The sequence below is a fragment of the Mesorhizobium sp. M7A.T.Ca.US.000.02.2.1 genome (assembly GCF_003996995.1).
In the GTDB taxonomy this organism is placed as follows: domain Bacteria; phylum Pseudomonadota; class Alphaproteobacteria; order Rhizobiales; family Rhizobiaceae; genus Mesorhizobium.
Window position 1 is genome coordinate 1 of record NZ_RZTT01000031.1, and the last position, 12918, is coordinate 12918.

The 12918-nt window shown below is 62.7% G+C and carries 13 protein-coding genes; 4 read left to right on the plus strand and 9 right to left on the minus strand.

Annotated elements, in window-relative coordinates; all coding sequences use genetic code 11:
- Positions 1-269: 269 nt before the first annotated feature.
- On the plus strand, positions 270-659 hold the full coding sequence (locus tag EOD15_RS05125; protein ID WP_127322279.1) for a hypothetical protein: 390 nt from the start codon (positions 270-272) through the stop codon (positions 657-659).
- Between the two features lie 102 nt (positions 660-761).
- On the opposite strand, the gene EOD15_RS05130 is transcribed toward EOD15_RS05125, so the two are convergent.
- The gene (locus EOD15_RS05130; protein WP_127322278.1) at positions 762-995 is read right to left on the minus strand and encodes an ATPase; all 234 of its coding nucleotides are present in this window, start codon (positions 993-995) and stop codon (positions 762-764) included.
- A gap of 109 nt (positions 996-1104) precedes the next feature.
- Positions 1105-3606, minus strand: coding sequence for a glycine--tRNA ligase subunit beta (gene glyS / locus EOD15_RS05135; RefSeq protein ID WP_127408330.1), 2502 nt, complete (start codon positions 3604-3606; stop codon positions 1105-1107).
- Positions 3607-3834: 228 nt separating this feature from the next.
- Between glyS and EOD15_RS35670 the strand changes: the two genes are divergently transcribed.
- Positions 3835-4011 (plus strand): hypothetical protein, encoded by a 177-nt coding sequence (locus EOD15_RS35670; protein WP_164781615.1) that lies wholly within the window; start codon positions 3835-3837, stop codon positions 4009-4011.
- A 3-nt stretch (positions 4012-4014) separates the two neighbouring features.
- Here the strand turns inward: EOD15_RS35670 and EOD15_RS05140 are convergent, their stop codons facing one another.
- Complete coding sequence (locus EOD15_RS05140) at positions 4015-4935, minus strand: glycine--tRNA ligase subunit alpha (protein WP_174800366.1); 921 nt, start codon at positions 4933-4935, stop codon at positions 4015-4017.
- Positions 4936-5153: 218 nt separating this feature from the next.
- On the opposite strand from EOD15_RS05140, the gene EOD15_RS05145 reads away from it, so the two are divergent.
- Complete coding sequence (locus EOD15_RS05145; RefSeq protein ID WP_023808656.1) at positions 5154-5615, plus strand: GNAT family N-acetyltransferase; 462 nt, start codon at positions 5154-5156, stop codon at positions 5613-5615.
- A 79-nt stretch (positions 5616-5694) separates the two neighbouring features.
- Here EOD15_RS05145 and EOD15_RS05150 read toward each other — a convergent pair whose 3' ends face one another.
- The 5 genes from EOD15_RS05150 to EOD15_RS05170 all read right to left on the minus strand — a co-directional run bounded on the left by EOD15_RS05150 (position 5695) and on the right by EOD15_RS05170 (position 10225).
- The gene (locus EOD15_RS05150) at positions 5695-7470 is read right to left on the minus strand and encodes a tetratricopeptide repeat protein (RefSeq protein WP_127320251.1); all 1776 of its coding nucleotides are present in this window, start codon (positions 7468-7470) and stop codon (positions 5695-5697) included.
- Positions 7471-7727: 257 nt separating this feature from the next.
- Entirely contained in the window at positions 7728-8171 is a 444-nt protein-coding gene (locus EOD15_RS05155) for a DUF1284 domain-containing protein (RefSeq protein ID WP_127320253.1), read from the minus strand.
- Positions 8168-8761 (minus strand): biotin transporter BioY, encoded by a 594-nt coding sequence (locus tag EOD15_RS05160; protein WP_127320255.1) that lies wholly within the window; start codon positions 8759-8761, stop codon positions 8168-8170. The genes EOD15_RS05155 and EOD15_RS05160 overlap by 4 nt, the downstream gene beginning before the upstream one ends.
- A gap of 106 nt (positions 8762-8867) precedes the next feature.
- Positions 8868-9536 (minus strand): GntR family transcriptional regulator, encoded by a 669-nt coding sequence (locus tag EOD15_RS05165; protein WP_027164176.1) that lies wholly within the window; start codon positions 9534-9536, stop codon positions 8868-8870.
- A gap of 53 nt (positions 9537-9589) precedes the next feature.
- Positions 9590-10225, minus strand: a complete 636-nt coding sequence (locus EOD15_RS05170) for a TetR/AcrR family transcriptional regulator (protein WP_127320257.1) — start codon at positions 10223-10225, stop codon at positions 9590-9592.
- A 101-nt stretch (positions 10226-10326) separates the two neighbouring features.
- Between EOD15_RS05170 and EOD15_RS05175 the strand changes: the two genes are divergently transcribed.
- Positions 10327-11763: an MFS transporter gene (locus tag EOD15_RS05175; RefSeq protein WP_127320259.1), complete on the plus strand. Its 1437-nt coding sequence runs from the start codon at positions 10327-10329 to the stop codon at positions 11761-11763.
- Positions 11764-11784: 21 nt separating this feature from the next.
- Here the strand turns inward: EOD15_RS05175 and EOD15_RS05180 are convergent, their stop codons facing one another.
- Positions 11785-12801: a polyprenyl synthetase family protein gene (locus EOD15_RS05180; protein WP_127272280.1), complete on the minus strand. Its 1017-nt coding sequence runs from the start codon at positions 12799-12801 to the stop codon at positions 11785-11787.
- Positions 12802-12918: the final 117 nt, after the last annotated feature.

Sequence of the window (12918 nt, forward strand, 5' to 3'; positions counted from 1 at the left end):
GCTGGCACGGCGCCGGCAACGGCCACCGCTTCCGCAGCCCCCTCAGGGAACGCCGAGAACCAACCCACCCCGCCGAGCGCTTCGGCGCCGGCAGCAGGGCAGCGCATGCCTCCCAACGGCTACACCAAATAGCCCCGGCTCAAAGACAGCCGACATCGATGGCGTGACTTGACGGTGGTCTGGCGCCCGGCGCACCATTGCCAGGCAAGCCCCGTTCTAGGTATTTCTGGCAGACGGGATTTCATCGCTAGGGGTAAAGGGGGGTGATCATGAGAAAATCTGGAATCGTAACCGGGGCAGGCCTTCTGCTGGCGTCGTTGCTTGGCGTCGTCGCGGCTCATGCCGACGACATGCTGGGATCTTATGCCGCGCGCATTTCCGATCGCGACCATCAGGCGAGTGACGGCTATGCGCTGGACAATGCCGCGCAGATGGTGCGGCAGGACCGCGCCAACTGGCACAAATTCCACCGCCGTGACAGCGACGACGAGGCTGATGGCTGGTTCAGGACCAACGGCCAGCGCGCCGACCTGCAGCGCATGCTGGAACGCGGCGGCGCGATGAGTTCCTCGATCAAGCGCGCCATCGTCAATGGCGAACCGCTGATCCAGGTCGATGTCTACGAAAACAGCGTGCGCGTCAGCATTCTCGAGAACTGACCGTCGCCGGGGCGGCTGACCGTCGGCTTCGGGGGACGGCTGATAGGAGAAGGCGGCGCCTCAGCGCCGCCTTGCCATCGATAGATTCGGCGGCTGAAAAAATCAGGCCGCTTCTTCCTTGTCGTCATCTTCTTCGGACTCGTCGCCGTCAGCCTTCACGCTGTCCTCGGCGTCGTCCTCGTCTTCTTCGTCTTCATCTTCGTCGTCATCAGACAGGTCAGCGGCTTCGACGGCTGCGGCGGCGGCATGATCGAGAATGGTTTCGGAAGCGGATTCAAGCGCCTCGGCGGGAGCCGGGGTTTCTTCTGTCACTTCGATTTCGTGATCGGAATTCATGGAAGCCTCCGTGGGGTTGGGGAACATGTCCCTTTTGCCACGGAGAGATCATCGCCATATGACTGTAAGCCGGCTCGAACGGCCGGCGGCAGAGAATATTTTCTTCGCCTTAACCTGCGATCCTGGAGAAATCCGCGACCTGGCCGGTGGCCGCGCGGATGCGAGCGAGCAGCGCCAGGCGGTTGGCACGCACCGCCTGATCCTCATCGTTTACAAGAACATGCTCAAAGAATGAATCAACCGGCTCGCGCAACACGCTAAGCGCCAGCAGGGCGCCGGAAAAGTCATCGTTTTGAATCGCTTCGCCGGCTTGCTTCTCAGCCTGATTCACCGCCGCAAACAGCGATTTCTCGGCATCCTCGCGCCAAAGTGCCGACTCAACGGTTTCGGCGACCACCGTTTTCTTCTTCTCCTCGGCGGCCAGAATGTTGGCCGCACGCTTGGTGCCGGCAAGCAGGTTCTTGCCGTCCTCCGTGTCGAGGAAGGAGCCCAGCGCCTCGACCCGGCGCACGATCTGCAGGAGATCGTCGGACTGCGGCGTGATGACCGCATCGATCAGATCGTGGCGAGAACCCTTGTCGCGGAGATAGACTTTCAGGCGGTCGTGGAAGAAGGCGAGGAGATCACCATACCTGCTGTTGGCTTGTCCAACAGAAGCGACGCTCGGATTTGAGGGGTTCTCATTCGCATCAGAATTTTTGCTTCGCGAAGTCAAAGTGTCTACAAATTGCGTAATTGCTTGAGCGGAGTTCATCCTAGGAGACACCGAGAGCATATCCTTCGTGAAGAGAGCCAAAACGGATTCCGAAGCTTTCCTCAGATCGTCAGTGACGTGAGAAAGTCTCTGCTCAAATATACGAATCCACAACACTCGGCCGAGTTCTAGCTTCACGCCGTTCTCGACCAAAATTCTCACCACCCCCAGAGCCGCGCGTCTCAGCGCATACGGGTCCTTCGATCCCGTCGGCTTTTCGTCGATCGCCCAGAATCCGACCAGCGTGTCGATCTTGTCGGCAAGCGCCACAGCAACGGATACCGGATCGCTCGGCACGCGATCGGACGGACCTTGCGGCTTGTAGTGTTCCTCGATGGCTGCGGCCACAGATGGATGCTCGCCCTGCAGCAGCGCATATTTGCGGCCCATGGCACCCTGCAGTTCGGGGAACTCGCCAACGACTTCGGTGGTGAGATCGGCCTTGGCGAGAACCGCGGCGCGAGCGGCAAGCGCGGTAATCTCCCCCCTCGAGGGGGAGATGTCGCCGAAGGCGACCGAGGGGGTCGGCACGACCGGATGCGACGCCCCATCGCGGTCAGAGGACGCCAGCGCTTCACGCGCGGCGACCCCCTCTGGCCTGCCGGCCATCTCCCCCTCAAGGGGGGAGATTGACTGCGCCACGATCGGCGCCAGTTCTTCCGCCAATCGCTTGATCCGCTCCACCCGTTCGCCCTGCGTGCCGAGCTTGGCGTGGAAAGTCACGCCGAGATGGTCGAGGCGGGCCATGCGCTGGTCGAGCGGCTTCTTGAGATCAAGCCCGAATTTATCCGCCGATGCCTCGAGCTCAGCCAGGTCAGGCAAATCGCCCTGGTCGGTCGTCCAGAAATAAAGCGCGTCGGACAGGCGGGCGCGCACCACCTTGCCGTTGCCGTGGGCGATCTCCTTGCCGCCATCCTTCGCTTCGATATTGGCTGTGAGGATGAAGCGGCTGGAAAGCGCGTCGTCGACACCCTGCGGCCGCGTCACAAAGCACTTCTGATTGGCGCGGATGGTCAGTCGGATCACTTCGGCTGGAATGGCCAGGAATGCCTCCTCGAACTCGCCCATCAGCACGACAGGCCATTCGACCAGCCCGGACACCTCCTCCAGCAGCCCTTCGTCCTCGACCAGATCAAGCCCGTTGGCGAAGGCTAGATTGCGGGCGTCGGCAAGGATGATCTCCTTGCGCCGATCAGCATCGAGCACGACCTTGGCCGCTTCCAGCTTGGAAACATAGTCGTCGAAGCGGCGCACCGTGATGGCGTCAGGCGCATGGAAGCGGTGGCCGTAGGTGGTGTTGCCGGAGCGGATGCCGTCGATCTCGAAATCGACCACGACAGGCTCCTCGGTCTCCGGGCCGAACATGCACAGGATCGATTGCAGAGGGCGTACCCAGCGCAGCGAGCCTGGCTTGGCCGAGGCCGGTCCCCAGCGCATCGATTTCGGCCACGGGAAATTGCGGATGATCCCCGGCACCAGTTCGGCGATGATCTCTTCCGCCGCCCTGCCCGGCCTCGAAATGTGGGCGACATAAAAATCGCCCTTCTTCGGGTCGGAATGGACATGGGCCTCGGCGATCGAGGAAAGTCCGGCCTTGCGCAGGAATCCCTGGACCGCCTGTTCAGGCGCCGATGTCGAAGGCCCCTTGATCTCTTCGCTTATATCCTTCGAGCGCGCGGTGAGACCCCTGATATCGAGCGTCAGCCGGCGTGGCGTCCAGTACTCGCGCGCCGCTTCATAGGTCAGCCCCGCCTCGACCAGACCGTCGGTCAGCATCTTCCTGAGATCACCCGCCGCCTTGCGCTGCATGCGGGCAGGAATCTCTTCCGAGCGGAGTTCTAGAAGCAGGTCAGGCATGGATGGGGCTCACGCGGCAAAATGGTCCGGGCGGGGGCATAGCAACTCGGCTGGCCGCTGTCACCCTTTCCGCGCGGGGATCGCCGATTTGCGCCCGTTTCCAGAAATTTTGGCCGCCCTGTCGGGACAAGACCGCGCCACCCGTCCTTGGATCAAAGATTTCCATGAACCGAACGCAGCGCTGAAGCGACCCACGCGCTCAGGCAGGAAACTATTGGCTCAACGACCATGAAAACGGCATCCAGACTTCTGCAGATCCTCGCGCTCGGCGCCTGCTTCACGGCGCAGGCTCACGGTGCCTTCTCGATGCCGGGCGTTCGACAGGCATTGCGCACGATCGACGGTGCCGGCGGTCAGGCCGTACCGCCGATCAACGTTTCCCTCGAGATGATGAAGCGGGCCTGAAGCTCAGGCCGCCAAGCCACCCGCCTGCGTCTTCAAAAATGCCTCGCCGCAGGCCTTGGCCAGATTGCGCACCCGCAGGATGTAGCTCTGCCTTTCGGTGACCGAAATCACACCGCGCGCATCGAGCAGGTTGAAGACATGGCTGGCCTTGATGCACTGATCGTAGGCCGGGAAAACCATGCGGTGCATCGGCAGATTGTCGTTCGATGCCGGCGCGCCGGCATCGAGCAGCGCCTTGCACTCGGCCTCGGCGTCCTCGAAGTGGCGCAGCAGCATCGCCGTGTTGGCGTGTTCGAAGTTGTGGCGCGAATATTCCTGCTCGGCCTGCAGGAAGACATCGCCATAGGTGACCTTGTCGGCGCCTTCGCGGCCGTTGAAATTGAGGTCGTAGACATTGTCGACGCCCTGCACATACATGGCCAGTCGCTCCAGCCCGTAGGTCAGTTCGCCGGCCACCGGCGCGCATTCGATACCGCAGACCTGCTGGAAATAGGTGAACTGCGAGACTTCCATGCCGTCGCACCAGCATTCCCAGCCGAGACCCCAGGCGCCCAGCGTCGGGCTTTCCCAATCGTCCTCGACGAAGCGGATGTCGTGCAGTAGCGGATCGACGCCGATCGCCGCCAGCGAGCCGAGATAGAGTTCCTGTAAATTGGGCGGGTTCGGCTTCAGGATCACCTGGTACTGGTAATAATGCTGCAACCGGTTCGGGTTCTCGCCATAACGCCCGTCCTTGGGACGACGCGAAGGCTGGACATAGGCAGCGTTCCAGCGTTTTGGGCCGAGCGCGCGCAGCGTCGTTGCCGGATGAAAGGTACCGGCGCCGACTTCCATGTCGTAGGGTTGCAGGATGACGCAGCCATAGGCCGCCCAATAGTTGTGCAAGGTCAGGATCAGCCCCTGGAACGAGCGGCTGGGATGCATATGGGCGGGGATTTCAATTGTCACGAGTGGCCTCGACAGCACAGGCTAGCTTGCCGGCACGTCCTAGAGATCCGGCAGCAAAGCGTCAAGCAAAGCACGCCGATGCGGTCGCGCCGACATTATGGACAATGTTGAAAGCTTTGCAGGGGCTGGCCCATTGCCCATCTCTCGGGCCTGCGCTCTGTTCGCCTGTGCAGCAACGACAACAGGTTTCAGCCATGCCCAGCCCGATCGTCATCCGCCCTGTCGCGCGACAGGATTTCGAGCAATGGCTGCCGCTGTGGGACGGCTACAATGCATTTTATGGCCGCTCGGGCGAAACGGCCCTGCCGGGAGAGATCACCCAGATGACATGGTCTCGTTTCTTCGATGCCTATGAGCCGGTCCACGCGCTGGTGGCCGAAGGCGAGGGACAGCTTCTCGGCCTCGTGCACTATCTCTTCCATCGCAGCACCACGGCGATCGCGCCGAATTGCTATCTGCAGGACCTTTTCACCACGCAGGCCTCGCGTGGCAAAGGCATCGGACGGGCGCTGATCGAGGGCGTCTACGAGCGCGCCCAGGCGGCCGGCTCAGGTCGGGTGTACTGGCTGACGCATGAGACCAATCACACGGCGATGAAGCTTTACGACAAGGTCGCCGAACACTCCGGCTTCGTCGTCTATCGCAAGCTCTTCTGAGGCAGCCAGCCGAATCCGGTTCAAACGAAAACGGGACTCCGAAAAGAGCCCCGTTCGCCTTGAATTCAAATGGCTGACGTCACCCCTTCGGGGCGGGCACCGGCTCTGGCTTGACCTTCGGAGTTTCCTGCGCCGTGTTGGACTCGATCGGCGGCAGGCCCTTCATCAGCTTCTGCTGCAATTTGGCCAGCACATCGGGATCCGGCTTCAGGTCGCGAGCCTGGTTCCACTGGAAGGTGGCTTCCAGCTTGCGGCCGACGCGCCAGTAGGCATCGCCGAGGTGATCGTTGAGAACCGGATCTTCCGGCTTCAGCGACACGGCGCGTTCCATTTCGCGCACCGCGTCGTCGAACCTGCCGAGGCGGAAATAGGCCCAACCCAGCGAATCGACGATGTAACCGTCGCTCGGCCTGAGGTCGACGGCCTTTTGAATCATCGCCAGGCCTTCCTTGAGGTTCATGTTCATGTCGACCCAGGAATAGCCGAGATAGTTCAGCACCTGCGGCTGGTCGGGGAACAGTTCCAGCGCCTTGCGGAAGTTCGGCTCGGCCTTGGGCCATTCCTTTAGACGCTCATAGGCGATGCCGCGCTGGTAGAAGATGTTCCAGTTGGCCGCGGTCGGCGCCTTCAGCACCTCGGCGGCCTTATCGTAGAGAGTGGCGGCCGAACGGAAATCGTCCTTCGAGGAATAGACGCCGCCGAGCGCCAGATAGGCGCGCATGTCATTGGGATGGGCGTCGACCAAGGCTTTCAGATGGGTGATCGCCTCTTCGTGACGGTCCAGATCGGCAAGATTGAGGCCGAGTTGCAGGTCCGAAAGCTCCTTCAGCGGCGAAGCGGCGGGAATCCGGCGATAGAGCGCGATGGCACCTTCGCCGTCCTTCAATTGCTCGGACACGGCGGCGAGTTGCACAAGGGCAGCGTCGCTATCAGGCTTCAAAGCAAGCGCATATTGCAGATAGAGGCGCACGAACGGCTCGCCGCCGCCACGGTTGAGCGCGGTGGCGAGGTCGAGCAGGATTTCGGAGGCGCCATCGGATGGGCCGGCAACCAGCGGCGCAATCTTGTCGCCTTTTGCAATTCGGTCGCGCAAGGCGACGATTTCCAGCTTGCCCGGCGAAAACGCCTCGGCCTGGTCGAGCACCGACAGCGCCTTGGTCTTGTCGCCCTTGCGGACCAGGAACGAGGCGTAGGCCTGGGCATTGCGCATCCAGGTTTCGGGAGCGGCACCGCCGGCGGCGGTATCCTGCATGGTCGCGGCATAGATCGCCTCGGCCTTTTCGGGCATGCCGGATGCATCAGCGATCAGGGCGCGGTGGAACGACTTGAACAGGCCGAACCAATCCGGCCCCTGCAGCTTGTCGATGGACGCCATCGCATCGGCAGGCTCGCCGGCGCCTTGCTGCGCCCAGCCGGACATAACCCCGGAGATCAACCGGTCGAGATCGGATTCCAGCGACAGCTTGAGCCAGTACTGCGCCTTGGTGAAATCCTTCTTGTGGAAGGAATCGACGGCGAGCGCCAAGCGCGAGAAACGCTCGACGTCAGGCACTTCCTTGAGCTTGTCGGCATAGACCAGGGATTCGTCGAAGCGCCCTTGCGCGATCAGCGACAGCATCAGGCTCTGCTGCAGGCCGGTGTCGCTCGGGTCGAAGGCCAATGCTTGCTTGTAGTAGGCGATGGCGCTGTCGAGGTCGTTGTCGCCCTCGGCGATCCGGGCCGCCAGATAAGCGCCCGAAAACGACGTGATCTTGACCGGTTCGGTGGTTTGCTTGGCATAGGCCGGCAAAGCCGAGATCGCCATGCCGGTCACAATTGCCAGCCTTGTCAGCCAGCGCGCACGTCCTTGCCGCATCATATCCCTTTCAGCCAGGCGCCATCTCCGCATCAGCGGGATCGGCGTAGACTCGATCTTTCCAGGCAAAGCATGGCCTTTTTGGGGTCGCGCTTCAATCCGCCTCGAATTCACAATCCGGGCACCCGATTAACAAATCATGGCGACAGGCACCAGTTTTCCGGTCTTGAATTTCGGTGTTGGCCCTGCGCGGCGCCGAAGATATCGCAGATTCGACCCTTGAGCTCGGCTTCGACCGCTAAGGCTCGGGGCCAATATCAACCCTCGGCTGGCGCGGCGGACCGCTGCACCAGCGTGTCGCTGTATCCACCGGCCGCTATCGTGCTGCACAGTTCGTTCCATTCGCAGCCGCCGCAGGCCTTGCGTACAAGGCCAGCCGAAAACGCCTGCCGCATCCGGGCCAAGGTCCCTGTGTCGAGATCGAGGTGGGTGCCGACCCGGATTGGCCGCGCCAGCAATTCCTCTACATCCAGCCCGGCGAGCCGGTCCCGCTCGACGACGCTCTCGTTGAGGCAGTGAGGTTCCGGCTCGTCGAGCAATGGAGCGCAGACATCGTCGGGGCCGGAAACGAGGAGGATGTCCTCGCCCCGGCTCAGGCGCTCCGCGACGCGATCATAATTGGCGGTGAAGGCGGGGCTGTATCCCTTGCCCACATAGGTGAGCAGGCAAAGGAGATGATGGGCGCGCAGCCTGATCGTCACGGATTGGCCGGCTTGGCCTTGCCGCCGGGAAGGGCCATGAGGGTCGCGGCACCCAGCGCTGACTTGAGCAAGCCGCCGACGATGAACGGCAGGAAGCCGAAGGTAACGGCCTGTTCGGCTCCAATCATGACGGCAAGCCATGCTGTGCCCAGCACAAGGCCGGCAAGGTTGCCAAGCAGCATGGCGACAAAGGCAAGCATCACCCTTTTGCCGTTCCAGCCGCGTTCTGCTAGCCAGCCGACCAAGGCGCCGACAAGCGGGAAGGCGAAGAGATAGCCACCCGTCGGCCCGACGAAATGCGCGGCACCCGCTGCCCCTCCGGACAGAACCGGAAAGCCGACCGCACCCTCGACCAGCCAGGCGACGATGGTGAGCGCGCCAAGCCGCCAGCCATAGAGCGCGCCGATCAGGGTCACGGCAAAGGTCTGCATGTTTACCGGGACCGGCACCATCGGCACCTCGATGTAGGACGCCAGCGTCAGGAACAGGGTGCCAAGCACGACGGCTCCAACCTGCCAGGCAAGAGAACGATCCTGGAGCCGGAGCGGACTGAACGACGGCTTGCCGGGGGAGAACGCGACGTCTGTCATTGGGATTCCTTCGATCGATGAAAATTATAGATAATTTCTCTTTCCGATCTATTATCGAATCCACACTTCCCTGGGGATTGCAAGCCCTCGCTTTGGCGGAGGCCGTCTAACCTACGATGGCGAAGGCTTCGCGCGTTGTTCCGGAAGCCGTCCTGACCGGCTTGCGGCCAATCCATTGGACGTGCCGCCCCAGTGTGACGGCCGCCGATTCGGTGTTTCCCTGCCGCAAGGCGGCAAGGATCGCGCGATGGTCCTGATCGGTGCGCGTCTCCCACTCCGACCGCCATGCCGCGAACAGGAAACGGGCGCTTGCCGCGTGCAGATCATCGATGGTGGCGAGCAGGCGCGGCATGCCGCATGGCGCCAGGATCAAGCGGTGGAAGGCGCGGTTGGCCTCTTCCCACGACCTGACATCGCGGGACTTGTCGCCGGCCTTGGTCGCCTCCTCGGCGAGATCGAGAATGGCCGATGTCAGATGCGGCGCGGCGTGGCGCAGCGCCAGCACTTCAAGGGCGGCGCGCATTTCGGCGACCTCCTTGACCTCGCCCAGATCGAAAGACGCGACACGCACGCCGCGGCGCGGCTCGCCGATGGCCAGCCCTTGCGCCTCGAGGCGGCGGAAGGCCTCGCGCACGGGAACATGGCTGGTTTGGAATTCCTCGGCGATATGATCCTGCCGAAGCCTGGCTCCCGGCTCGATCGCGCCCGAGATGATGCGGTCCGCCAGAACCTTGCTGATGCGCACCGCGATGGTGTCGTCTGTGCCCTTTGCCATGTTTAATAGATAATTTGCGGCAGGGCAGCTTGTCGAGACGACGGGATCGGGATTCACGGCTGCTTGGCGAAATGATGCTGAAATTCGGGGACGCCCGCCAGCCTTGCGTCCAGCGCCTGCATTGCGACGGTGATGAGATCATGCAGGCGCTTCTTCGGCACGCCGTCACGCGCCTGTACGGAAAGACCATGCATGAGCGTGGCATAGTAGTCGCCGAGCGCCGCGGCATTCGTATCCGGCCTCAGTTCCCCGTCCCGAACAGCCTCGTTCAGCCGCTCCACAATCGATAGGGTGCGTGTCCGGCGATGCTCCGCCAGCCACTCCTGCACGCGATCATTCTCGATCGCGCAATTGGTGGCGGCCGACACCACCATGCAGCCCTGCGGCCGCCCTGGCTGCGTATAGGTTTCGACGGCTTCGCGCAGCATCCGCTCGATGGCCCGCCGCGCGGTCGTCTCGCCAGCGAAGGCACGAGTGGCGAAACCGCCCTCATTGGCCTCGTAGAGCCCGACCGCTTCCCGAAACAGATCCTCCTTCGAGCCAAAGGCCGCGTAGATGCGCGCCGAGGCGATGCCCAGGGCCGAAACCAGATCGGCCATCGATGTGCCTTCGTAACCGCGTGTCCAGAAGGCGTCTCGCGCCTTCTCCAGTGCCTTGTCGCGATCGAACTCCCTCGGTCTTCCCGCCATCGCCATCTCCATTTTTTTGTCGATCGACAAATAATCCGCTTGACTCCGGAATGCAAATTCTAATTCTTTGTTGATCGATAAAGAATAAAAAGGAGACGGGCATGAGTTCACTCGATCAAGGTCTGCCGCTCGGCGCCACGGCAACACAGAAAGGGGTTGGCGCGAAGCGCGGCGCCACGCTGGCATTGCTCGCCTTTGCCCAGCTCATCATCGCGCTCGACCTCAACATCGTTTTCGTGGCCCTGCCGGAGATCGGCTCCAGCCTCGGCTTTTCCGGCCAGACACTACAATGGGTTGTGAGCGCCTACACCGTGTTCACCGGCGGCTTCCTGCTGTTCGGCGGCCGAGCCGCCGACCTCGTCGGCCAGCGCCGCGTCTTCATCTTCGCACTTTGGCTCTATGCGCTTTCATCCCTGCTTGGCGGCCTCGCCTGGTCGCCCGAAATCATCGTCGCAGCGCGTGCCGTGCAAGGCATCGGTGCCGCGTTCCTATTTCCGGCGACATTGTCGCTGATCAACCGCCTGTTCGCCGAGGGGCCGGAGCGTAACCGGGCGCTCGCGGTCTGGGGCGGTGCCGGGGCAAGCGGCCTGACGCTCGGCTCGCTGGCGGGAGGGTTCCTCACCAGCGCCTTCGGCTGGCCAGCCGTGTTCTACGTCAACGTGGCACTGGCCGGTATCGCCATCGCCGCCGCGTTTGCCATCATCCCGCGCGATCCCAAGCGACACGAGCATCGCAATTTCGACCTGCCCGGCGCATTGGCTGTCACCGCCGGCGCCACGTTGCTGGTCTTCACGCTGGTCCAGGGCCCGGACTATGGCTGGGGTTCGCCAACGATTCTTATCAGCGCCATGCTGGCGGCGCTCTTCCTGATCGTCTTCACGGTGATCGAGGCAAGAAGCACCGACCCGCTGATGCCGTTGCGACTGTTCCAAAACCGCAGCCTCGTCGCCGGCATGACCATCACCTTCCTTTACATGGCGACTTTCGGCGCCCTGCCCTATTTCCTGACCGTGCTGTTGCAGACCGTACATGGCTTCACCGCCCTGCAAACGGGCCTGGCGTTCCTGGTGCCGTCGATCGCCATCGCCGCCGGCACGCAGTTCGGTGAACGCCTGGCGACGCGCTTTTCTACACGCTCGACCCTGGTCGGCGGCATGATAGTCGGCGCAGCCGGCACGGCGCTGATGGTCCTTGGAGCATCAGCCGACAGCAGCTATGCCGCCATCGTTCCCGGCCTGATCATCTCTGGTGTCGGACAGGGCATCGTCTGGACCGCCATGTGGATCGCCGCGGCTTCGGGCGTGGCACACGACGAGCAAGGCGTCGCATCGGGGATGGCCTGCACCACGCTCAACATCGGCAACGCGATCGGCATGGCGACGTTAATCGCGATCGCCAACAGCCATGTCGGCGGGCTGACAGGCGATGCACTGAAGGCCGCGATAGCCGACGGCATACAGATCGCCTTCTGGCTGGCGGCGGCGGGCATCTTTGTCAGCCTGCTGGCCGCGTTCGCTTTGCCGGGAAAGGGGAAGTAGCCGGCAACCGGGTGACGCCGCTCAGTTCACCCGGCTGATGCAGAAATCGATGACGTCGATCAGCGCCGATTTCTGCGGCGTCGCTTCCAGCGGCGCCAGCGCATCGCGGGCGATCTCGCCGAAATGGCGGGCTCGTCCGATCGTGTCGGCAATGGCGCCATGGCGAGTCATCAGGCCGATCGCCTTTTCCAGGCCGGCGTCATCGGTGACATTGTCCTCGATGGCACGCTTCCAGAAAGTGCGCTCGGCCTTCGTGCCCCGCCGATAGGCGAGAATGACCGGCAAGGTCACCTTGCCTTCGCGGAAATCGTCGCCGACATTCTTGCCGAGATCCTTGCTGGTGCCGCCATAGTCCAGCGCGTCATCGATCAGCTGGAAGGCAAGGCCGAGATTCATGCCGTAGGAGCGCAGCGCCGCACGATCGTTGCGGGTCGCCTGGGCAATGACGGGCCCGACCTCGGCAGCAGCCGAAAAAAGTGCGGCGGTCTTGGCCTTGATGACGGCGAAATGCTCGTCCTCGGTGGTTTCGAGGTTCTTGGCGGCGGCAAGCTGCATAACCTCGCCCTCGGCGATGATCGAGGCAGCACTCGACAGGATATCGAGCGCTTCGAGCGAGCCGACATCGACCATCATGCGGAAAGCCTGGCCGAGCAGGAAGTCGCCGACCAGCACGCTTGCCTGGTTGCCCCAGATCATGCGGGCGGTCTTCTTGCCGCGCCGCATGCCGCTTTCGTCGACGACATCGTCGTGGAGAAGCGTCGCCGTGTGCATGAATTCGACCGAAGTGGCGAGCTTGACATGGCCCTCGCCGGCATAGCCGAACATCTGCGCGGCGGCCAGCGTCAGCATCGGCCGCAGCCGTTTGCCGCCGGACGAGATCAGATGATTGGCAACCTCCGGGATCATCTCGACGTCGGAGCCGGCCTTGGACAGGATCAATTCATTGACGCGCCCCATATCGGCCGCTGTCAGATCGATCAGATCCTTGATGGAGGCGGGCTCCCGCTTCCCGTTTTCGATGTTGAGAACGACACCCACGACAATCACTCCCGTCTTGGTATAGAGCGTGCGACGGCACCCTTAGTCCCTGCGTGGACTCTAGGGCGGCGGACATGGCCACGGCAAGTGGCGAATTGGCGCGGCGTCGATGACGGA